This is a genomic window from Microtetraspora niveoalba (genome assembly GCF_001570405.1).
Classification (GTDB): Bacteria; Actinomycetota; Actinomycetes; order Streptosporangiales; family Streptosporangiaceae; genus Microtetraspora; species Microtetraspora niveoalba.
Genome location: NZ_BBYM01000030.1, coordinates 103105 through 124846 on the forward strand (window position 1 = coordinate 103105; position 21742 = coordinate 124846).

Annotated in this window: 18 protein-coding genes; 6 read left to right on the plus strand and 12 right to left on the minus strand. The window is 70.4% G+C overall.

Annotation, left to right across the window (positions count from 1 at the left end):
- Positions 1-9: 9 nt before the first annotated feature.
- Both AWQ70_RS27430 and AWQ70_RS27435 read right to left on the minus strand, forming a co-directional pair.
- Positions 10-237, minus strand: coding sequence for a type II toxin-antitoxin system antitoxin (locus tag AWQ70_RS27430; RefSeq protein WP_067181878.1), 228 nt, complete (start codon positions 235-237; stop codon positions 10-12).
- Positions 238-249: 12 nt separating this feature from the next.
- Entirely contained in the window at positions 250-1149 is a 900-nt protein-coding gene (locus tag AWQ70_RS27435) for an SPFH domain-containing protein (protein ID WP_067181881.1), read from the minus strand.
- A gap of 170 nt (positions 1150-1319) precedes the next feature.
- Between AWQ70_RS27435 and AWQ70_RS27440 the strand changes: the two genes are divergently transcribed.
- Complete coding sequence (locus AWQ70_RS27440) at positions 1320-3887, plus strand: glycosyl hydrolase family 18 protein (protein ID WP_084517868.1); 2568 nt, start codon at positions 1320-1322, stop codon at positions 3885-3887.
- Positions 3888-4031: 144 nt separating this feature from the next.
- Here the strand turns inward: AWQ70_RS27440 and AWQ70_RS27445 are convergent, their stop codons facing one another.
- Genes AWQ70_RS27445 through AWQ70_RS27455 form a run of 3 tightly spaced genes read right to left on the minus strand, consistent with a single transcriptional unit; the run spans position 4032 to position 6384 of the window.
- A complete protein-coding gene (locus AWQ70_RS27445) occupies positions 4032-4271 on the minus strand; it encodes an SPW repeat domain-containing protein (protein ID WP_067181884.1) in 240 nt (79 codons plus the stop codon).
- The gene (locus AWQ70_RS27450; RefSeq protein WP_067181887.1) at positions 4268-4660 is read right to left on the minus strand and encodes a hypothetical protein; all 393 of its coding nucleotides are present in this window, start codon (positions 4658-4660) and stop codon (positions 4268-4270) included. Before AWQ70_RS27450 ends, AWQ70_RS27445 begins: the two co-directional genes overlap by 4 nt.
- A complete protein-coding gene (locus tag AWQ70_RS27455; RefSeq protein ID WP_157530470.1) occupies positions 4657-6384 on the minus strand; it encodes an MDR family MFS transporter in 1728 nt (575 codons plus the stop codon). Before AWQ70_RS27455 ends, AWQ70_RS27450 begins: the two co-directional genes overlap by 4 nt.
- 165 nt (positions 6385-6549) lie before the next feature.
- Between AWQ70_RS27455 and AWQ70_RS27460 the strand changes: the two genes are divergently transcribed.
- Together AWQ70_RS27460 and AWQ70_RS27465 are read left to right on the plus strand one after the other, a co-directional pair.
- Positions 6550-7062 (plus strand): hypothetical protein, encoded by a 513-nt coding sequence (locus tag AWQ70_RS27460; RefSeq protein WP_157530472.1) that lies wholly within the window; start codon positions 6550-6552, stop codon positions 7060-7062.
- 149 nt (positions 7063-7211) lie between these two features.
- A complete protein-coding gene (locus tag AWQ70_RS27465) occupies positions 7212-7781 on the plus strand; it encodes a dihydrofolate reductase family protein (protein WP_067181896.1) in 570 nt (189 codons plus the stop codon).
- A gap of 73 nt (positions 7782-7854) precedes the next feature.
- Here the strand turns inward: AWQ70_RS27465 and AWQ70_RS27470 are convergent, their stop codons facing one another.
- The 6 genes from AWQ70_RS27470 to AWQ70_RS27495 form a co-directional block, all read right to left on the minus strand.
- The gene (locus tag AWQ70_RS27470) at positions 7855-9108 is read right to left on the minus strand and encodes an RNA polymerase sigma factor (protein ID WP_067181900.1); all 1254 of its coding nucleotides are present in this window, start codon (positions 9106-9108) and stop codon (positions 7855-7857) included.
- Entirely contained in the window at positions 9105-9467 is a 363-nt protein-coding gene (locus AWQ70_RS27475) for a YciI family protein (protein WP_067181902.1), read from the minus strand. Before AWQ70_RS27475 ends, AWQ70_RS27470 begins: the two co-directional genes overlap by 4 nt.
- Before the next feature lie 186 nt (positions 9468-9653).
- Positions 9654-11495: an asparagine synthase (glutamine-hydrolyzing) gene (gene asnB, locus AWQ70_RS27480; RefSeq protein ID WP_067181905.1), complete on the minus strand. Its 1842-nt coding sequence runs from the start codon at positions 11493-11495 to the stop codon at positions 9654-9656.
- Between the two features lie 236 nt (positions 11496-11731).
- The gene (locus AWQ70_RS27485) at positions 11732-12283 is read right to left on the minus strand and encodes a hypothetical protein (protein WP_067181908.1); all 552 of its coding nucleotides are present in this window, start codon (positions 12281-12283) and stop codon (positions 11732-11734) included.
- Between the two features lie 398 nt (positions 12284-12681).
- The gene (locus AWQ70_RS27490; protein ID WP_174552424.1) at positions 12682-13344 is read right to left on the minus strand and encodes a potassium channel family protein; all 663 of its coding nucleotides are present in this window, start codon (positions 13342-13344) and stop codon (positions 12682-12684) included.
- Entirely contained in the window at positions 13337-14707 is a 1371-nt protein-coding gene (locus tag AWQ70_RS27495; RefSeq protein ID WP_067181965.1) for a TrkH family potassium uptake protein, read from the minus strand. The genes AWQ70_RS27490 and AWQ70_RS27495 overlap by 8 nt, the downstream gene beginning before the upstream one ends.
- A gap of 276 nt (positions 14708-14983) precedes the next feature.
- Between AWQ70_RS27495 and gdhA the strand changes: the two genes are divergently transcribed.
- The 3 genes from gdhA to AWQ70_RS42120 all read left to right on the plus strand — a co-directional run bounded on the left by gdhA (position 14984) and on the right by AWQ70_RS42120 (position 20044).
- A complete protein-coding gene (gene gdhA / locus AWQ70_RS27500) occupies positions 14984-16330 on the plus strand; it encodes an NADP-specific glutamate dehydrogenase (RefSeq protein ID WP_067181911.1) in 1347 nt (448 codons plus the stop codon).
- 622 nt (positions 16331-16952) lie between these two features.
- On the plus strand, positions 16953-17396 hold the full coding sequence (locus AWQ70_RS27505; protein WP_067181914.1) for a DUF6220 domain-containing protein: 444 nt from the start codon (positions 16953-16955) through the stop codon (positions 17394-17396).
- Entirely contained in the window at positions 17393-20044 is a 2652-nt protein-coding gene (locus AWQ70_RS42120; protein WP_067181917.1) for a multicopper oxidase domain-containing protein, read from the plus strand. Before AWQ70_RS27505 ends, AWQ70_RS42120 begins: the two co-directional genes overlap by 4 nt.
- Before the next feature lie 28 nt (positions 20045-20072).
- On the opposite strand, the gene AWQ70_RS39320 is transcribed toward AWQ70_RS42120, so the two are convergent.
- The coding region (locus AWQ70_RS39320) for an HNH endonuclease signature motif containing protein (RefSeq protein ID WP_505795862.1) at positions 20073-21742 on the minus strand (1670 nt) is incomplete at its 5' end.

Here is a 21742-nt window from a genome sequence, read left to right on the forward strand (position 1 = left end):
GCCCGGCGGCTATCCGTCCTCGTCCCGCCCGTCGTCGTTCCGGCCGTCGTCGTTCCGTTCGCTCCGGCCGTCGCCCCGTCCGTCACGCCGGGTGTCGCGGCCCGCGTGCCTGAGCGCCAGGCGCAGCGCGTACTCGATCTGGGCGTTGACGCTGCGCAGGTCGTCGGCGGCCCATTTGGCGACCGCCTCGTAGACGGCGGGGTCGAGCCGGAGCAGCAGCTTCTTGCGTTCGACCATGATCAGGACGGATCAGGCATAGAGGCTTCCGGCGTTGACCACCGGCTGGGTCGCCCGGTCGCCGCAGAGGACGACCAGGAGGTTGGACACCATCTGGGCCTTGCGCTCCTCGTCGAGTTCGACCACGCCCTGCGCGGCCAGCCGGTCCAGGGCGAGACCCACCATACCGACCGCGCCCTCGACGATGTGGGCACGCGCGGCGACCACCTGAGCGGCCTGCTGCCGGACCAGCATGGCCTGGGCGATCTCGGGGGCGTACGCCAGGTGGGTGATGCGGGCCTCCAGCACCTCGATCCCCGCGAGGCCGGTGCGCTCGCGCAGCTCGGCCGTGAGCTCCTCGGCCACCTCGGCGCCGTCCCGCAGGCTGGTCCGGCCCTCGACGTGCGAGTCGTACGGGTGGCTGGTGGCCAGGTGGCGCACCGCGGCCTCGGACTGGATGGCCACGTACTCCTCGTAGTCGTCCACCGCGAACGCGGCCCGGCCGGTGTCGACGACCTTGTAGACGACGACGGCGGCGATCTCGACCGGGTTGCCGTCGGCGTCGTTGACCTTGAGCTTGGCGGTCTCGAAGTTGCGCACACGCCGGCTCACACGCTGCTTGGTGGTCAGCGGGAGCACCCACTGGAAGCCGGCCTCGCTCACGGAGCCGACGTACCGGCCGAGGAACTGCACGACCTTGGCCTCGTTGGGGTTGATCACGGTGAAGCCGCTGGCCGCGACGAAGAAGACCACGATCCACGCGATCACGGCCAGGCCCGGGAGCCCGAAGTCGCCGGGGTCGTCGCCGAAGGATCCACCGTCCATCCCGCCTCCCGACCAGTGGTTCACCGCGATCACGGCGATCGCGCCACCGAGAACCAGCAGCCCGACCAGCACGGCGAAGCCGTTCAGACGGAACGCTCGACGCTCCATCGTTCCTCCTTGCTATTGAAGTGATATCACCACGATAGCCCAAAGCTAGCTCAAGCGCGCAAGTCGGATATTTGCCGCGCCTGGATGTTTTGGGCCTTGTCGAGGCCCCGGCCCGGAGTTACGATCCGGCTAATTAATTAGGAAACTTTCCTTAAGGAAAGAGCTCTCACATGCGCCGATTAGCCGTTCTGTTGCTCCCGATCGCCATGCTGGTCGCGTTCGCGGCCGCCCCCGCACACGCCGCCGGCCGCCTCACCGCCGCCTTCACCCTGACCGGCAACCAGGGCAAGTTCGTGGTGAGCAACCCCGACAGCTCGCCCGTCACCGGCTGGTCCATCCAGTTCGAGCTGCCCGCCGGGGTCACCGTCAGCAGCGCCCAGAACGCCACCACCACGCAGACCGGCACGCGGGTCAAGCTGACGCCGGCGTTCTACATCAACACCGTCCGGGCGAACGGGAACACCGAGCCGTACAGCCCGACCTTCACCCTCAGCTCCCCCGTGCAGCCCACGAGCTGCCTGATCAACAACGCCCAGTGCGACGGCAGCGGCGACCCGCCGCCTCCGGCCGCGCCGGTCGTGGCGAGCTTCTCGCTCAGCGGCAACCAGGGGAAGTTCGTCGTCGAGAACAACGGCGACACCGCCCTCGACGGCTGGTCCATCCAGTTCGAGCTGCCCGCCGGGGTCACCGCGAGCAACGCCCAGAACGGCTCGCTGAGCCAGAGCGGGCGCCAGGTCACGCTCAGCCCGGCCTTCTACAACACCAAGGTGAACGCGCACGCGACCACCGAGCCGTACAGCCCGACGTTCACGCTCAGCTCGCCCGTCGAGCCGACGAGCTGCCGGGTCAACGACGTGCCGTGTGACGGCTCTGCCGACACCCCGCCGTCGGCGCCGGGCAACCTGCGCTCGCCGGTCAAGACCACCAAGACGGTCTCCCTCGCCTGGGACGCGGCGACCCCCGGCACCCTGCCCATCACCGCGTACGAGGTCTACCGGGGCGGCGAGCTCGCCACGACCGTCAGCGGCACCAGCGCGACGGTCACCGGCCTCACCCCGAACACCGAGTACACGTTCACGGTGAAGGCCAAGGACCGCAAGGGCACCCTCTCCCCGGCGAGCGCGCCGCTGAAGGCGACCACCAACAACCCGGCGGACGACACCCAGGCCCCGACCGTTCCCGGGAACGTCCGGAGCACCGGGAAGACCTCGTCCAGCGTCTCCCTCGCCTGGGACGCGTCCACCGACAACAAGGGCGTCGCCGGATACGACGTGTACGTCGGCACGACCCTGGCCACCAGCGTCCTCGGCACGACCGCCACGGTCACCGGCCTGTCCCCGTCCACCGAGTACTCCTTCACGGTGAAGGCCCGCGACCTGTACGACAACACGTCCGCCGCGAGCGCGGTCGTCAAGGCGACCACCGCCGACATCGTCGAGAACGGGTACGCCCGGGTCGGCTACTTCGTCCAGTGGGGCATCTACGGCCGGCAGTACTTCGTGAAGAACCTCGACACGACCGGGGCGGCGGCGAAGCTGACCCACCTCAACTACGCCTTCGCCAACATCGACCCGGTCAAGCTGACCTGCCTCAACGGCGTCACCAAGGGCACCTCGTCCGACCCGCAGGACCCGAACCAGGGTGACGGCTCGGGCGACGCCGACGCCGACTACGGCCGGCCGATGAGCGCGGCGCAGTCCGTGGACGGCGTCGCCGACACCGGCTGGGAGAAGCTGCGCGGCAACTACAACCAGCTCCGCAAGCTCAAGGCGAAGTACCCGAACCTGAAGGTCCTGATCTCGCTCGGCGGCTGGACGTACTCGAAGTACTTCTCGGACGTCGCCGCCACCGACGCGTCCAGGAAGAAGTTCGTCAGCTCGTGCATCGACATGTACATCAAGGGCAACCTGCCCGAGTACAACAGCGCGGGCGGGCCGGGCAGCGCCGCCGGGATCTTCGACGGCATCGACCTGGACTGGGAGTGGCCGGGCGCCGAGGGGCACGCGGGCAACCACATCGGCCCGAACGACAAGGCGAACAACACCGCGCTGATCGCCGAGTTCCGCAAGCAGCTCGACGCGCTGACCGCAGAGACCGGCAAGCGCTACCAGCTCACCGCGTTCACGCCGGCCGACCCGGCGAAGATCGACGCCGGCTGGGACCTGCCGGAGGTCGCCAAGTCCCTGGACATCTTCAACATCCAGGGCTACGACTTCCACGGCGCGGGCAGCGACAACTCGTGGGAGCCGAACCGGACCGGCCACCAGGGCAACCTGTACGCCGACACCGACGACCCCTACTCGTTCCACTTCAGCGTGGAGAACGCGGTCAACGCGTACCTCCAGGCCGGGGTGAACCCGCGCAAGCTCACCATCGGGCTCGCGTACTACGGCCGCGGCTGGCAGGGCGTCGCCGACGGCGGCAAGTCCGGCGAGTGGCAGTCCGCGACCGGCGCGGCGCCGGGCCAGTTCCAGGAGGAGGCGGGCACCCGCGGCTACAGCAACCTGCTGGCGAGCGTGCCCGGCTGCACCGTACGGCACGACGAGCAGGCGGTGGCCACCTTCTGCTACACCGGCAGCGCGAGCCAGCCGGGCCAGTGGTGGACCTTCGACGACACGTGGTCGATCGGCAAGAAGACCGCGTGGCTCCGCTCCAAGGGGCTGCTCGGCGTGATGATCTGGGAGATGTCCGGTGACCCCGGCACGCTGACCAGCGCCGTGGACGCCGGCCTGAAGTAACCCTTATCGGGAGATTTCAGGAAACGACGGTCCTCCCGGCGGGGACGGCGAGGGACATGCCCGCACGACGGGCGCGTCCCGCCGGGAGGACCCGGTGGCCCCGATGGTTCGGCACGCGCGGTCCGACACGTGGTCGCGCGTGCTTCACCGTTGCGCCGGGGGCTGCGGCCCCTTGGCGTACATGTCGGCGATGTGACCGGCGAGCACCGTGAAGAAGCCGGTGAAGCCGAGCAACGCCAGCACCGCCCCGACGATCACGTCGTTGCGCGTGGCCGCGGTCCAGGTCGCGCTGTCCGGCTGCTCGCCGGTCACGAACGGCGCGGCGACCAGCCAGACTCCGATCACGAAGAGCAGGCCGACGCCGGCGATCCCCCATCTGCTCACCAGTCCTCCTCGGTGTGCCTCTTGGCGGTCCGCTCAAGCTGGTCGGCGGCGAGCGCCGCCACCAGCGGCTTGAGCAGGCTGTGCAGGTCTTCGGTCGTCGGCACGGCCGGCGCGGGTGCGGCCGGCTGCTCAGGCTCGGCCTGCTCGACGGCCTGCGCGGCGGGCCGCTCGGGGAGGAGGCCGTCGGCGCGGAGCTGCCCCCGCCAGGCCCGCGCCCACACCACGATGGTGGCGAGGGCGACCGCGCACACCCCCGCTCCCGTCCACATGTCCACCTGGAGCGCCGTGCCACCCGAGGGATAGTCCAGCCCGTACGGCGCGAGCATCAGCCAGACACCGGCGGCGAGAGCGGCGGTCGCCGTGATCAAGCCGGCCAGATAGCGCGTCATTTCCTCTCCTTTTCCGTCAATGCCGCGAGCAGCACCTGGCCGGCCAGCGGTCTGAGCAGCCGGCGCGAGGCCAGGCGGGCCCGCGTGGTGTCGTCCGCGGCCGCGCCCGCGCCGCCCGCTCCCCCGTCCGGCGCCTGGTCCGGGACGAGCCGGGCGGCGGCCGCGACGAGCCGGGGCGAGTGCCCGCGCTCGAGCCGGTCGGCGAGCCAGGCGAGCGCGACGCCGGTCACCGCCAGCGTCACCGCGCTCGGCCGCGCGGACGCCTCCCCGCGCAGCGGCACCTCCTTCAGGAAGAGCGCGAGCAGCAGGCTGGCGGCGGCGAACGGGATCGACCACAGATAGACGGCCTGGACCGCCGTGGTGAACGCTTCGAGCAGATGGTGGAGCTGTCCGGCGGGCAGCCGCGTGAGCAGGGCGGGATCGAGCTGCGCGGCCTCGGTCGGCAGGCCCGCCCGCGCCAGCTCCTCCTCCAGGGTGCGGATCTGGATCGTGCCGAACAGCGCGGTGCCCAGCGACCCTCCGAGGGTGCGGAAGAACGCGATGGCGCTGGAGGCGGTGCCGATGTCCCCCGGGCGCACCGCGTTCTGCGTCGCCACCAGCGGGACCTGCATGAACGCGCCCACCCCCAGGCCGACCACGACCGTGAAGGCGAGGAGCAGCCCCATCGACGTGTCGACCTCGACCAGGCTGAGCAGGTAGAGCCCGGCCGCCAGGACCGCGGCGCCGATGACGGGCATCGCCTTGTAACGGCCGGTCCTGGAGACCATCACACCGCTCAGCACCGAGGCGAGGATCACGCCGCCGGTCAGCGGGACCAGGGCGAGACCGGACTCCGTCGCCGACTGTCCGCGCACGATCTGGAGATAGGTGGGCAGGTAGACGACCGCGCCGAACAGCGCCGCGCCCGACAGCAGCGACAGTCCGGCGCTGACCGCGACCACCGGGTCGGCGATGACCCGCGGCGGCAGGATCGGCTCGGCCGCGCTGCGCTGGCGGACGGCGAAGGCGACCGTCAGGACGACGCCCGCCACCGCGAGCCCGATGATCTGCGGCGAGACCCAGTCGTACGTCCGGCCGCCCCACACGGTGACCATCAGGATGGAGCACACGGCGGCGACCAGGAGGACGGCCCCCGGATAGTCGATGCGGTGCCGCACCGTGGCGCGGGGCAGGTGCAGCGCGACCGCGGTCACGGCGAGCGCGGCCACTCCCAGCGGGAGGTTGATCCAGAAGATCCACCGCCAGGTGGCGTGGTCGGTGAAGAACCCGCCGACGAGCGGCCCGGCGACGCTGGCCAGACCGAAGACACCGCCGAAGAGGCCCTGGTAGCGGCCCCGGTCCCTGGGCGGGACGACGTCCGCGATGATGGCCATGGCGAGCGCCATGAGACCGCCGCCGCCCACTCCCTGGACGCCCCGGAACACGATCAACTGGGCCATGTTCTGCGCCACGCCGCACAGGATGGAGCCGACCAGGAAGATGACGATCGCGCTCTGGAAGATCTGCTTGCGGCCGTACAGGTCGGAGAGCTTGCCGTACAGCGGGGTCCCGGCGGTCGAGGCGAGCAGGTACGACGTGACCACCCAGGAGAGCTGGTCGAGCCCGCCGAGCTCCTGCGCGATCATCGGCAGCGCGGTGGCCACGATCATCTGGTCCAGCGCGGCGAGCAGCATGGCGAGCATGAGTCCGGCCATGACGAGCCGGATCTGCGCGCGAGTCAACAACGACGAACCCCCGCTTCGATCACAATGAGTCACTATGACATTACGCAGAGATGATAATCGCCGCACCCGGAATGACCATTCCTCTCCCCCTCCGGTCACCCCGTCGGGTGATGCCCCAGCCGAATGCAAGGTTTCTCCAAGTCGGCGGCACTACTCATAGGGACCATGAAGAACAGCACCACCCGAACCGCCCTCAAAGCCGTGCGCGGGGCCGGACTGGCCGCACTGCTCGCGGCGCCGCTCACGATCGCCGCCGCTGTCGCCACCCCGGCCGGCGCCGCCGCCCCGACGGGGACCACCGCGAGCGCGGCCGCCGCCAGACTGCACTGGGGGCCGGTCCTGTCCCGGGGCGGGCACGGCGGCCGCGCCGAGGCCGACGTCTGGATCACGGACTTCAGCGCCGAGAGGTTCGTCGTGTCGGGCACGCTGCGCGACCGCGACGGGCACCGCGACCACTGCGCGTACATCCGGGCCCGGTTCCACTACGCGAGCGGCGGCACCGGATGGGCCTGGCCGAAGACGAGCTGCGCGCCGCGCAGTTCCTTCCGCCTCTCCTCGGACGGTGAGATCACCCGGGTGGACGTGAAGGTCTGCGTGTTCGACCGGGCCCGCCGTACGACGCTGAGCTGCTACATCGACCCGATCAAGGCCGAGACCGTCGCCAACTGGCCGCGGTAGCCACATCCCGCGGCCGGCCATCACGCGCGCCGGAAAAATCTTGCGAATTCCGCCCGGCCGGATGTCGAGAACCCGGTGGCCGCTCCGACTCCACGGTGACGACGCGCCCGTAGGGCGCGGGAGATCCGCAGAGACGGGAGGCCACCGCCATGGGCGAGCTCATCCACTTCGTGCACCAGTCCCTCGACGGGTTCATCGAGGGCCCGAACGGCGAGTTCGACTGGCCGCTGATGGGACCGGAACTGTCCGCCTACTCCCAGGAGCTGTCCGGCGGGGGAAAGACCTTCCTCTACGGGCGCGTGGTCTGGGAGATGATGTCCAACTTCTGGCCTCGGGCCGAGCAGTACTCGACGCACGAGCACGTCCTGGCCTACGCCCCGATCTGGCGTGAGGCGTCCAAGGTCGTCGTCTCCCGCACGCTGGAGGAAGCCGGGTGGAACACCCGGATCATCCGCGAGAACGCGGTCAAGGAGCTGACCGCGCTCAAGGAGTCGGGCGCGACGCTGCTGCTGTTCGGCGGCTCCGAACTGGCCTCCCACCTCAGCGAGCACGGCGTGATCGACGAGTACCAGGTCTTCGTCCACCCGGTGGTCCTGGGCGGGGGCAGGCCGGTCTTCAAGGAGGGGATCCCCAGGGCCGGCCTCGAACTCGTCGAGTCGCGCGTGTTCGACGACCAGGTCGTGCTGCTCCGGCACCGGCGGGCCGCCGAGCAGGCGTGATCTCGGTACGGACCCTCGCCCGCCCCCGGCCGGCGCCCGAAGAGGGCGCCGGAAGGGCGGGGACGGGTCCGGATCAGCGGCGGCCCGAGGTGAGACGCGCCGCGCGCGAGGTCAGGTGGCGCCGCTCGGGGGCGCTGCCGGTCCGCCGGGCCGCCTCCCGGTACGCCTCCGCCGCCGCCTCGTCCTCGCCGAGTAGTTCGAGCAGGTGGGCGCGGGTGGCGAGCAGTCGGTGGTGGCGCGCCATCCGCTTGTCCGCCGCGAGGGCGGCGAGCAGCTCCAGCCCGGCGGCCGGGCCGCCCACCATCGCGACGGCGACCGCGCGGTTGAGGGTGACCATCGGGTTCGGCGCGACCCGCTCCAGCAGTCCGTACAGCGTGAGGATCTGCGGCCAGTCGGTGGCGTCGACGTGCTCCGCCTCGGCGTGGACGGCCGCGATCGCGGCCTGGAGCTGGTACGGGCCGACCTGCCCCCGGGGCAGCGTACGGCTGATCAGCTCGACGCCCTCCGCGATGAGGGCCGGGTCCCACAGGGCGCGGTCCTGCTCCGCCAGCGGCACCAGGTCGCCGTCCGGTCCGGTGCGCGCGGCGCGCCGGGCGTCGGTGAGCAACATCAGCGCCAGCAGGCCCGCGGCCTCGCCGTCGTCGGGCACCAGGCGGCGCAGCAGCCGGGTGAGCCGGATCGCCTCCCGCGACAGCTCCGGCGCGGTCAGGTCGGCGCCTCCCGTGGCCGTGTAGCCCTCGTTGAAGATCAGGTACAGCACGTGCAGCACCGCGTCCAGCCGCTCGTTGTGGCCGTCGGGCCCCGGTGAGCCGAACGGCGTGCCGAGTGCCTTGAGCGTCTGCTTGGCGCGGCTGATGCGCTGGGCCATGGTCGCCTCGGGCACCAGGAAGGCCGCCGCGATCTGCGCGGTGGTCAGGCCGCCGACCGCGCGCAGCGTCAGCGCGATCCGGCTCGGCGCGGACAGCGCCGGGTGACAGCACAGGAACAGCAGCGCGAGCGAGTCGTCCCGGTCCGCCTCCCGGTCGGCGTCGGCCGGGCGGCTTAACAGCTCCGCCTGCGGGGTGGCCAGCGCGATGCGGTCCTCACGCCGCCGGCGCGCCTGCTCGCTGCGCACCTCGTCCACCAGCCGGCGCGAGGCGACGGTCACCAGCCAGGCCCGCGGGTTCTCCGGCACCCCCTCCTCAGGCCACCGCAGCGCGGCGGCCAGCAGCGCCTCCTGGACGGCGTCCTCGCACGCGTCGAAGACGCCGTACCGGCGGACGAGAGCGCCGAGGACCTGCGGCGCCAGCTCGCGCAGCAGGTCCTCGACGTCGTACTCCTCGCTCACATGTCCGCCGCGGACTCGTGCATGATCGGCCACAGCTCCACCGGGTCCACGTCGGCGAAGGGCATGTCGGCCGCGATCGCCTGCGCGCGCTCCAGGCTCTCGCAGTCGAGCAGATAGAAGCTGGCCAGGTACTCCTTGGTCTCCAGGTAGGGTCCGTCGGTCACCACCGGGGCCCCGCCCTCGCGGCGGACGAGCTGGGCGTTCGCGGCGTCCGCCAGGCCGTACGCGCCGAGCAGCTCGCCGGTCTCCCGGTACTTCCGGTTGAACGCCTCCTGCTTGGCGAGCGCCTCGGGCCATGCCTCCGCCGGGAAGGAGTCCCACTTGGCCTGGTTGCCGTAGATCATCGCAACGTACTTCATCTCGGGTTTCCTCTCGGTCCCGCGTGCCCCGTCGGCCCGCTGTCACCCTTCAGTCGGAGCGGGCGCGGGACCCTCGACATCCGGCGTCGATTATTTTCGAGAATCTCGGCCTTAGACGCGAACGGCGCCGTCCAAGTGGACGACGCCGTTCCGCCGGAGGCCGGCCGGAAGGCCGGGAGCGGCGGCTCAGATGGTGACCCGCACCCCGTACTCCTCCAGCCAGGCGTTGAACTGGATGAGCTGCTCCATCGCGGTCCGGTTCTCCTGGAGGCTGGTGGTCCCCACCTCGTGGTCGAGGAGGGTCCGCGCCTTGGACATGTCGAGCAGCGGCGCGACCGCGAGGTCGTCCCGGCCGATGAGCCGCCCCGCCTCCGCCTGGAGCGCCCGCTCGTACGCGGGGTCCTGGGTCGAGGGGTACGGGCTCTTGCGGCGCTCGACCACGGAGCGCGGCAGGACGTCCGCGGTGGCCGCGCGCAGCAGGCTCTTCTCCCGGCCGTCGTACGTCTTCATCGCCCACGGGGTGTTGAAGACGTACTCCACCAGGCGGTGGTCGCAGAACGGGACGCGCACCTCGAGCCCGACGGCCATGCTCATCCGGTCCTTGCGGTCGAGCAGGATCTGCACGAAGCGGGTGAGGTGCATGTGGCTCACCTCGCGCATCCGCTTCTGCAGGCCGGTCTCGCCCGGCACCGCCTCCACCTCGGCGAGCGCCTGCTGGTACGCGTCGGCGCGGTAGGCGGGGATGTCCAGCTTGCGCAGCAGCGGCTCGTCGAACAGCGTGTCGAAGCCGTTGCGGTGGCCGACGCCGGGGGTGGCCAGCCAGGGGAAGGTGCCCGCGTTCACCGCGTCCGGGTCGTGGAACCAGCGGTAGCCGCCGAACACCTCGTCCGCCGACTCACCGGACAGCGCCACCGTGGAGCGCTGCCTGATCGCCTTGAACAGCAGGTAGAGCGACGTGTCCATGTCGCCCAGACCCGCGGGGATGTCCCGCGCCCGCAGAGCCGCGGCGCGTACGGCGGGGTCCATCAGGTCGGCGGAGTTCAGCAGGATGTCCGTGTGGTCGGCGCCGATGTGCTCGACCACGTCCTTGACGTACGGCCCGTCCGGGGTGTCGCGCATGGCGTCGGGCTGGAAGTTCTCGGTGTATCCGGCGAAGTCGACGGAGAACGACCGGACCTTGGTCGCCCCCAGGGACCGGGCGGCCAGGGCGGTGACGGCGCTGGAGTCCAGACCGCCGGACAGCAGCGTGCACAGCGGCACGTCCGAGATGAGCTGGCGGGTGACGATGTCGTCGAGCAGCTCCCGCACGGTCGCGATCGTGGTGGGGAGGTCGTCGGTGTGCTCGCGGGACTCCAGCCGCCAGTAGCGGCGCTTGGTCAGACCCTCGCGGCGGATCCGGACGATCTGGCCGGGCCGGACCTCGAACATGCCGCGGTAGACGGCGCGCTCGGGAGTCTTGACGAAGGCGAGCAGCTCGCGCAGCCCGTCGGCGTCGACCACGCGCTCGGCGAGCGGGTTGGCGAGGATCGCCTTGGGCTCGGAGCCGAAGAGCACGCCGGACGGCGTCGGGTAGTAGTACAGCGGCTTGATGCCCATCCGGTCGCGGACCAGGAGCAGCTCCTCGCGCCGCGCGTCCCAGATGGCGAAGGCGTACATGCCGTTGAGGCGGTCGACGAAGTCCTCGCCCCACTCCAGGTACGCCTCGAGGACGACCTCGGTGTCGCTCTCCGTACGGAAGCGGTGGCCGCGGGCGGCCAGCTCGGCACGCAGCTCGCGGAAGTTGTAGACCTCGCCGCTGTAGGTCATGGCGGCGATCAGCCGTCCGTCCAGCTCGACGGCCATCGGCTGGCGGCCGCCCTCGATGTCGATGATGGCGAGTCTGCGGTGACCGAGCACCGCGTGCGGCTCCGCCAACAGCCCCTCGGCGTCCGGCCCCCGGCACGCCATGGTCTCGGTCATGGCCCGCGCGGCGTCGCGCTCGGTTCTCAGGTCACGGTCGTAGTCGACCCAGCCGGCTATACCGCACATCTTCTCTGCCCCCTCGTGGAAGAAGTTAGTACAGCTAAGCAAACGCCTGACCAGGGCGGATTATGCCCGGACGGCTCCGGAGTCAGCTCAACGAACTCCACAAGCCCCGACAAATGTCATGCAAAGCGACGAACCCACTCGCGTGGTGCGAGTGGGTTCGATCGACGCCAAAAAAGAGATCAATGATGAGAGTGGACGGGCCGTACGAGCATCGCGAGAGAGGGCGGACGCCGGCCTCAGGCGCGGTTGTCGGACGCGATGCACAGTTGGCCGCTCGGGATCGTCCGGCTGCCCTGGAAGCCGTTGTAGGAGACCGACGCCTCGATCTTCAGGCAGCCGCGGGAGAACGGCAGCACGGCGGTCCTGCTCCGGCCCGGCGCGCTGTCCCTGACGACCGCGTTCCTGAGCGCGGAGACGCAGCCACCGGAGGCGGTGGTCGAGACGCAGTTCCACAGCTTCAGCGAGAAGCTCTTGGCGATGCCCCAGGTGGCCTCCGTCGAGTTCACGAACGCGCACGCCGTACGGGTGGAGCCGTTGTAGAAGACGTGGATGTAGGCGGCCTTCTGGCGGGCGTGGCCCGGCTTGCCGGCCCACACCTCCGCCCTGAGGACCCGCCTGCCCGAGCAGGTGGGCAGGGCCCGCGCGGAGGCGGCGGCCAGGGGGGCGGACAGGGCGGCGGTCGAGGGAGCCGACGCGGCGGTGGCGGCGGAAGCGGCGGTGGCGGTCGAGAGGGCGAGGGGAGCCGCGACCAGACCGGCGCCGAGGGCCGCGGCGAGAAGTGCGCGCATGTCTCCTCCAGAGAGTGAGGGGGGGCGAGATCCGGCGCCCTGCCGGGTCGGTCCGAGGGCGCCTGGGATCAGACTGACCCGGCCGCCGGGGCCGCCACCAGAGACGGGAGGAGCGGGCAGTTGCGGTGCAACCTCCGGCGCCGCGACCTGGGCATTCCCGGGACCGCCGCAAGATTGCACCGCGCGGGAACCGCGCAAGGCCAAGGGCCCCGCGCCGTCGGGAAGCCCGCCCGTATCAGGAAGCTCGCACTTCAGGAAGCCCACGCCTCAGGGGAGCTCCTGACTCAGAGGGCTCGCGCCTCAGGAAGCCCACACCTCGGAACGCTCGTGCCTCAGAGGAGTTCGTGCCTCAGGAAGCCCACACCTCGGAACGCTCGTGCCTCAGGGGAGCTCGTGCCTCAGGGGAGCTCGGCGAAGCGCTCGACGTTGTCGCTCTTGCCGGAGACGAGCACGATGTCGCCGTACGACAGCTCCGTGTCGGCCGTGGTGTAGGTGAACTCCTCGCCGGGGCTCTTCACCGCGACGATCGTCACGCCGTACTTGCGGCGCAGCTTGGACTGCCCCAGCGGGACGCCCACGAACTCCTTGGGCGGATGGGTCTTGACCAGGGCGAAGCCCTCGTCCACCTCGACGTAGTCCAGCATCCGGCCGCTGACCAGGTGGGCGACCCGCTCGCCCATGTCGTGCTCGGGGAAGACGACGTGGTGGGCGCCGATGCGGCGCAGGATCTGGCCGTGCTGGCGGCTGACGGCCTTGGCCCAGATGGCGTCGAGCTCCAGCTCCACGAGCAGCGAGGTGGCGAGGATGCTCGCCTCCAGATCGCTGCCGATGGCGACCACCGCCCGGTAGAAGTCAGGCACGCCGAGCTGGCGCAGCGCCTCGATGTCGGTGGCGTCCGCGGTCGCGATGTTCGTGATCCGCCCCGCCAGGCTCTGCACCACCTTGGGACGGTTGTCGATGGCCAGCACCTCGGTGCCCCTGCGCGCCAGCTCAAGCGCGAGGGAGCTGCCGAAACGGCCGAGCCCGATGACCACGACGGGGTCGTTCCTCTTCTCAGCCAACGATCACTCGCTCCTCGGGTAGTTCGTATCGCCGGGTGCGCTCCTTGAGGGCGAGCGCCGACCCGAGCGTCAGGGGGCCGATCCGGCCGATGAACATGAGCACCACCAGCAGCAGGTGCCCGGCCGGGGGCACGTCGGCGGTGATCCCGGTGGACAGGCCGGTCGTACTGAACGCCGAGACCGCCTCGAACAGCACACGGTCCAGGCTGTGCGGGGTCAGGACGAGCAGCACGTAGGTGGACACGGCGACCAGGGCGACGCCGAGCATGCAGATGGCGACCGCCTGGCGCTGCGCGGACTCGGTGAGCCTGCGGTGTCCGATGTTGACCTGGGGCTCGCCCCGCATCTCCGCCCAGATGACGAACGCCAGCAACCCGAGCGTGGTGACCTTGATCCCGCCCCCGGTGCCGGCGCTGCCCGCGCCGATGAACATCAGGACGTCGGTGACCAGCCAGCTCGACGGCGCCATCTGCGACACGTCGATGGTGTTGAAGCCGGAGGAACGCGGCATGACGGCGGTGAAGAAGCTGGCCAGCAGCTTGTCGGAGTCGTCGAGGGGCCCCAACGTGCCCGGATTGCGCCACTCTGTCATCAGGAACACCATGGTGCCGACGGAGAGCAGCAGCGCGGTGACGAACACCGTGACCCGGGTGAGCACCGTCCAGCGGCTGGGCCGTCGCCATGAGCGCAGCAGCTCGAACACCACGGGGACGCCCAGCCCGCCGACGATCACCGCGCCGGCGACGGTCAGGCAGATCCACGGGTCGGACACGAACCGCGTCAGGCTGTCCGGCCACAGCGCGAATCCGGCGTTGTTGAACGCGGAGATGGCGTGGAAGACGCCGTGGTAGACCGCCTCGCCGAACGACTCGCCGTACCCGATCATCAGCCTGCCGGTGAGGATCACCGCCACGATCGTCTCGGAGACGAGGCTGAAGACGATGACGTTGCGGACCACCCGGCGAGCGTCCGCCACGGTGAGCGTGCTGGTCTGGGCCTGGGCCATGAGGCGGGCGCGCAACCCCATGCGGTTCGAGACGAGCATGGTGAACAGGGTGGCCAGCATCATGATCCCGAACCCGCCGACCTGGACGAGCCCGGCGATCACTCCCTCACCGAAGGTCGACCAGTGCCCGCCGGTGTCGACCACGGCCAGCCCGGTCACGCAGACGGCGGAGGTCGCGGTGAACAGCGCGGCACCCCAGTCGGCGGCCTCACCCGAGGTGGTGGCGATCGGGAGCCGCAGGAGAAGGGTGCCGACCAGGATCACGCTGCCGAACACCGTCGCCAGGACCTGTGTCGGGTTCTGGAAGCGGTCGAGTACGGCCGAGCCCCATCCGGCCTGCCGCCCCTTCGTCTTCATCTCGCCGGCGCCATGGGGAAAGACCGCCGCATCACCGAACGCCTCCGTCAAGAGACCATCAAGGGACCAACAAGAGAGCATGGCAGAGAGGCCATGAGAGAGACCACGTAAGCGCCCCACGGTAACAGGACCCGCACGTAAAAGCCGACGTCGACCACCTTTGTCCGAAATATGGACGCAAAGCGGCACTGACGTGCCGATCCGGCATAACAGGCGTCAACTAGGGACTCATAAGATTGGGCATGGACCAGCAGACCTGAACGAACGGGGTACCGGGTGCTACACGAGAAGCTGTCGACCATCTACGACAACGTTTTGCGCCGTAATCCCGGGGAAATCGAGTTCCACCAGGCTGTGCGCGAGGTGCTGGAGAGCATCGGCCCGGTTCTCGGCAAGCACCCCGAGTACGCCGAATCGAAGATCATTGAGCGGATCTGCGAACCCGAGCGGCAGATCATCTTCCGTGTTCCCTGGGAGGACGACCAGGGCGAGGTGCAGATCAACCGCGGATTCCGGGTGGAGTTCAACAGCGCCCTCGGGCCGTACAAGGGCGGGCTCCGCTTCCACCCCTCCGTCTATCTGGGGATCGTCAAGTTCCTCGGTTTCGAGCAGATCTTCAAGAACAGCCTGACCGGCCTGCCCATCGGCGGCGGCAAGGGCGGCTCGGACTTCGACCCCAAGGGCAGGTCCCAGCGCGAGATCATGCGTTTCTGCCAGAGCTTCATGACCGAGCTCTACCGCCACATCGGCGAGTACACCGACGTGCCCGCCGGTGACATCGGGGTCGGCGGCCGTGAGGTCGGCTACCTGTTCGGGCAGTACAAGCGCATCACGAACCGGTACGAGTCCGGCGTGATCACGGGCAAGGGGCTGAGCTTCGGCGGCGCCCAGGTCCGCACCGAGGCCACCGGGTACGGCTGCGCCTTCTTCGTCGAGGAGATGCTCAAGGCGCGCGGCACGTCCTTCGACGGCAAGCGCGTCGTGGTGTCCGGCTCGGGCAACGTCGCCATCTACACGATCGAGAAGGTGCGCCAGCTCGGCGGCGTCGTGGTCGCCTGCTCCGACTCGTCCGGCTACGTCGTCGACGAGAAGGGCATCGACCTCGACCTGCTCAAGCAGGTCAAGGAGGTCGAGCGCCAGCGGCTCAGCGCGTACGCCGCCAAGCGCAGCGGCGAGGGCGCCGTCTTCGTGCCCGGCCGCAGCGTCTGGGAGGTGAACTGCGAGGTGGCCATGCCGTCCGCCACGCAGAACGAGATCACCGGCAAGGACGCGGAGCGGCTGGTCCGCGGCGGCTGCATCGCCGTCGGCGAGGGCGCCAACATGCCGACCATGCCCGAGGCCATCCGGGTGTTCCAGGACGCGGGCATCGCCTTCGGGCCGGGCAAGGCCGCCAACGCGGGCGGCGTGGCCACCAGCGCGCTGGAGATGCAGCAGAACGCGAGCCGCGACTCGTGGACGTTCGAGTTCTCCGAGCGCCGGCTGCGCGAGATCATGCGCGACATCCACGACCGCTGCCTGCGCACCGCGGACGAGTACGGCATGGCCGGCAACTACGTGGCTGGCGCCAACATCGACGGCTTCAAGCGAGTCGCCGACGCCATGCTCGCGCTCGGCCTGATCTGAGCCCCGACGGTCCCGCGATCGCGCAGCCCGCTCCGGCCAACCTGACCTGTGCGGCCCGATCCAGGCCGGCGGATCTGTGCGGCCGGCCGTGTGCGGCCCGGGTCCGGGCAACCTGATTTGTGCTGCGTGATCTGTGCTGCATGACCTGTGTTGCATGATCTGGGCGACCTGACCTGTGCAGCCCGATCCGGACGGCCTGATTTGTGCAGGCTGATCTGTGCGGTCTGATCTGTGCGGTCTGATCTGTGCAGCCTGATCTGTGCGGTCTGATCTGTGCAGCCTGATCTGTGCGGTCTGATCCTGACAGCCCTCTCTGGCCGGTCGGATCTGGCAGCCCGATCGGTGGCCCGAACCGGGCAGCGGATCTGTGCCGCCTGATCTGCCAGGATGTGGGCGGCCCGTTTCGAGCGGGATCTCAGCGGGACCTAAGCATGGTTTGAGCGGATTTGATCAGGATTCGAGCCGGATGGATCATCAGGGAGGGGGCGTGCCTCCCCGGTGAGACGCCGCACCCCCTCGCGTACTCCCCTGGTCGTACTCCACATGTCTCTGACCAGACGACGACCGCGCGGGCGTGATGGGACAGGATCTCCCTAACCCACGTAATTGAAGGGAGCGCACCGTGCGCAGGGTCTACGTCGCGCTGGCCGGCCTGCAACTGCTCGCCGTACTCGCGCAGTTCTACTTCGCGGGGGTCGGCGCCTTCGACAGGCCGCAGACCGACGGCTCGTACGGGCCGCACGCCACCAACGGAATGATGATCATCCCGGTCCTGTCCCTGGTGATCACCGTCGTGGCCACGCTCGCCAAGGCTCCCGGCCGCCTGATCGGCCTGAGCATCCTGCCGCTCGGCCTGGTCGTCGTCCAGATGCTGATCATCATCCTGGGCCGCGCGCTGGACGACGGCACCGGCAACACCACAGCGGCGTCGCTGGCCGTGTTCGGCCTGCACGCCGTCAACGGCCTGGCGATCATGGGGGTCGCCGGGAAGGTGCTCGCCGGAGCCCGCAAGCTCGCCTCGGCGGACGGGGCAGCCACGAGGACTGTGACGGCGCAGGTGTCATGACCGTTTCGGCGCTGCTCGCGCTCGACCTGCTCGCCTCGGCCCTGACCACGCTCGCGTGGTTGGGGGCCGGGGCGGCGGCCGCCCTCCGGCGTCCGAAAACGGCGCTGGCCGTGTTCCCCGTGGCCGTACTGCTGACGCTGGCCCGGGTCGGGTGCGTGATCGTGCTCGCCCGCGCCGGCTGGTGGTTCGTCCAGGAGAAGGTCATCATCGCGGTGCCCCTTCTCGGCCTCGCGGTCCTGGTCGCGGCCGTGCTCGCCGGACCGCGCCTGGTCGAGGCCGCACGCGGGCGCGGAGCCCCGGCGGCGCGGCCCGTCGTGGTCATGCCCCTGTTCGGCGCCGGTTTCGTCGCGGCGGCGGGACTGGTGCACACGCTCCTCCTCGGCTACCCGGCGACCTGGAGCACCGGCCTGCTCACGGTGGCGTTCCTGGGAGTCGCCCTCCTGCTGAGCTGGCGGATCGCCTGCCCACCCGTACGCGGCCTGCGGCCCGGCATGTCGGCGATCCTCGCGGTCGGCCTGCTCGGGACCGGGCTGGCGCTCGCCCCCGGAGAGACAACTGACCTCGGCGGCGTGTCCGACGAGCAACGCGGCCAGCACGCGCAACACGATCGGCAGGCGCAGGGACAGCAGGGACAGCAGGCCCGGCCGGTGACCGAGCTGCGCGGCCCCACCACCCCCGCCGAAGGCGGCAGAGTACGCCGCTTCATGCTGACGGCACGCACCTCCACCATCGCGTTGTCGTCCGGTCAGCAGGTCTCCGCCTGGACCTTCAACGGCCAGGTCCCCGGGCCGCCGATCACCGCCGTCGAGGGCGACCTGATCGAGGTACGGCTGCGCAACGCCGACATCGAGTCGGGCGTGACACTCCACTGGCACGGCTACGACGTGCCCTCGGGCGAAGACGGCGTCCCCGGGCTCACCCAGGACGCCGTTCTGCCCGGCGAGGAGTTCGTCTACCGCTTCCTCGCCAACCAGGTCGGAACGTACTGGTATCACACCCACGAGGTGTCCGACCTCGGCGTGCGGATGGGACTGTACGGCACCCTCGTGGTCCGCCCGCGCACCGCGCCCAGGGCCGAGGGCCTGGACCTCACCCTTCCCGTGCACACGTTCTCCGGGAGGACCGTCCTCGGCAACCACGACCAGCCCATCGAGCAGCGGGCCGCCCCCGGGATGCCGGTGCGCCTGCGCCTGGTCAACACCGACAACACGCCGCACCGGTTCGCCCTGACCGGCACGCCGTACCGGCTGGTGGCGATCGACGGCAACGACGTCAACGAGCCCGGCGAGGTCAGCGCAGTGGGCCTGCGGCTGCCCGCGGGCAGCCGATACGACCTCGCCTTCACCATGCCGACCACCGAGCCCGCCACTGGGCCGACCGCCGGGCTGGCCAACGAGCCCACCACTGGGCCGACCGCCGAGCCCACCGCCGGGCCCACCACTGGGCCGGCCAACGAGCCCACCACTGGGCCGACGCCCGGGTCCACAACCGGAACCTCCGGCGCGGCCTCGGGCGGTGTGCGGCTCATCGTGGACGACCGTACGGAAGGGCTCCGGCTGGTTCCCACCGGCGCCAGCGCGTCCCAGGCCAGGTCATCCTCGGGAAACGCGGAGACCGACAGGACCCCGCAGATCGGCGGCAGGCCCGCGAGGACCGGCGGAACCACCGAGCCCGGCGATGCCGCCCGAACCGGCGGAGCCACACGAACCGGCCAAGCCACGACCGGCGATCCTGCCGCCCCCCGGCCGCTGAAGACCGGCGAGACCGCAAGGACCGGCGACACACGGACCGGTGACACACGGACCGGCGAGACCGCAAGGACCGACGGAGCCACCGAAACCAGCGAGGCTGTGAAGCCCGCCGGGGCAACGAGGACCGGCGAGACCGCAAGGACCGGTGACACACGGACCGGCGAGACCACGAGGACCGGTGACACACGGACCGGCGAGACCACGAGGACCGGTGACACACGGACCGGCGAGACCACGAGGACCGGTGACGCACGGACCGGCGAGGCCGCGAGGACTGACGATGGAGCGGCCCAGATCGGCGAGGCTGTGCAAACCGAAGAGGCTGCAGGAACGCCCTCGGCCGGGCCGACCGGCCAGGTGCCGAACCAGACGACGGGCCAGATGACGGGTCAGGCGGCGGACACCGCGAGCTGGCCGGAACTCGACCCCCTCGCATACGGGAGACCCGCTGCTCCGCCGTTCGACGCGAGCGCGCCGGCCGACCGGAACTTCACACTCGTCCTCGACCAGGGCCTCGCCATGGTGAACGGCCGGCCGATGTACGCGCATACGGTCAACGGGCAGGCGTACCCGTCCATCCCCACACAGATGGTGACGGAAGGGGACCTCGTCCGGATCAAGGTCGTGAACCGGGGACGAGAGACCCACCCCTGGCACCTCCACGGGCACCGCGTGCTCGTGCTGAGCCGCGACGGCCGCGCACCGACCGGTAGCCCCGTGTTCGTCGATACCTTCGACGTACGCCCCGGCGAGGTCTGGGAGGTGGCCTTCCGCGCCACCAACCCGGGCATGTGGATGAACCACTGCCACAACCTCAGCCACGCCGACATGGGCATGGCCCTGCATCTCGCCTACGAAGGGGTCACGACCCCGTTCCACGGAGCGCACGGCGGCTGATCGGTGAGATCCCTCGCACGGTTCGGGGTCATCCGGCCCGTAGGCGCTGGGCTCGGGGGCCGATGTAGGTGAATCCCCATCGGTCCTTGCCCACCCGGTGGAGCCGGTAGTTCTGGGGGTTGCGGTAGCGGTCGCGGTTGTGGAACTGGCAGGTGGGTCCGAGGTTGCGCAGGTCGGTTGCGCCTCCGTCAGACCAGTTGGTGACGTGGTCGATCTGGCAGAGGTGGGCGGGCAGAGCACAATCGTCGACCATGCACTTGGTGTAGCGGGCGAGGATGGCCCGGCGTTGCCTTCTGGTGGCTTGGCGGGCTTTGCGTCCGACGTCGAGGACTTCGCCGTCGGAGTTCATGACCAGGCGGGTGAGGCTGGAGGTCCGGGCCAGGCGATGGATGTCGGTGACGGGGAGGAACTGTCCGGTGGCCAGCAGCAGCCCGGGCAGGGTACGTCCGGAGACGATCCCACCCGGCGTGGCCCAGTCGGCACCCCGCCGTCCGCTCTCTCGACGGCCGTCTTGCACGCCACCCTGGCCCCGCCTACCTTCTCTGGCGCCCCGGTCGCCGCGACCACGGAGACCCTCCGAATCATCCCGGCCCCGCATGCCCTCTGGCGCGCCTCGGTCACCCCGGCCCCGCATGCCCTCTCGGTCGCCGCGGTGGTCCCGGCGCTGCCTGACCTCATTCCGGCCGTCCCGGTCGCGGTTGTCAGCGCCCCGGCCGCCGGCCCGGTCCCCCTGGCCGCCGTCGTAAGCGCCTGGGCTGTGCACGCCCTCCTGAGTGTGGGCACCTCGGCCATCGACCTGGTCGCCCCGGCCGTGTCGCTCGCCGTCCTGGTCGCCCCGGCCCTGCCGGATGTCGCCGCCGGCGTTCGGCATGCCCGCTCGGTCATCCCGGCCATCGGTCTGGTGATCTCGGGCACCGTCCTGAACACCCCGGCCGCCGCCCTGGACACCCACCCGCAGACTGCCTTTCTCCTTCGTGCGCCTGTCCTGGGCATGGGCGTCCGGGCGGCCGACCTCGGACGCCGCCGTCTCCCGGGCAGGGGATGTGGGCGCGGTCTCGGATGTCGGGCCGTGGGCCTCGTCGGCTGGGAGTGCAGGCGAAGCGTCGGCTGCCCGGTCGGCGCGGGACGCGGGCGTGGCTTCGGGCGCTTGATCCGGGGAGGCGGTGTCGTCCGCCTCGGATGTCTCGCCGGCGGCAGCGGGGTTGGGGGTGTTTATCGGGGCGGTGGTGTCGTCCATGCCCGCCACGTCGAAGGAGCCGAGGGAGTCGACGGTGTCGTCGCTGTCCGCTGTGGCGAATATGTCGACAGCCTCGGCGGTCTTGGTGGCCTCGGGGATGTTGGAGGTATACGCCGCGGCGAATATGTCGACAGCCTCGGTGGTCTCGGTGTCCTCGAGGGTGTCGGAGACATCCGCCGCGTCGGCCGCGTCGGTAGTGTCGGCCGCCTCGGCGGCCTTGGACGTGTCCGAGGTATCGGTCACGTCGAAGGTACCGGTCGCGGCGAACGTGTTGGACGTGCCCCGGATGTCCCCGCTGTCGTGAGTCTGGGCGGGCGGGTCATCCGGCAGGGACTCCGCGTTGATCAACACCAGAAGCTCAGTCCCGATCCGCTGCTCCAACAACGCGATCACCACATCCGCGTTCCGCACCCGAAGCGGACGCTCATCCCCCTCCACCCTCGGCCTCGCATACGCATCCA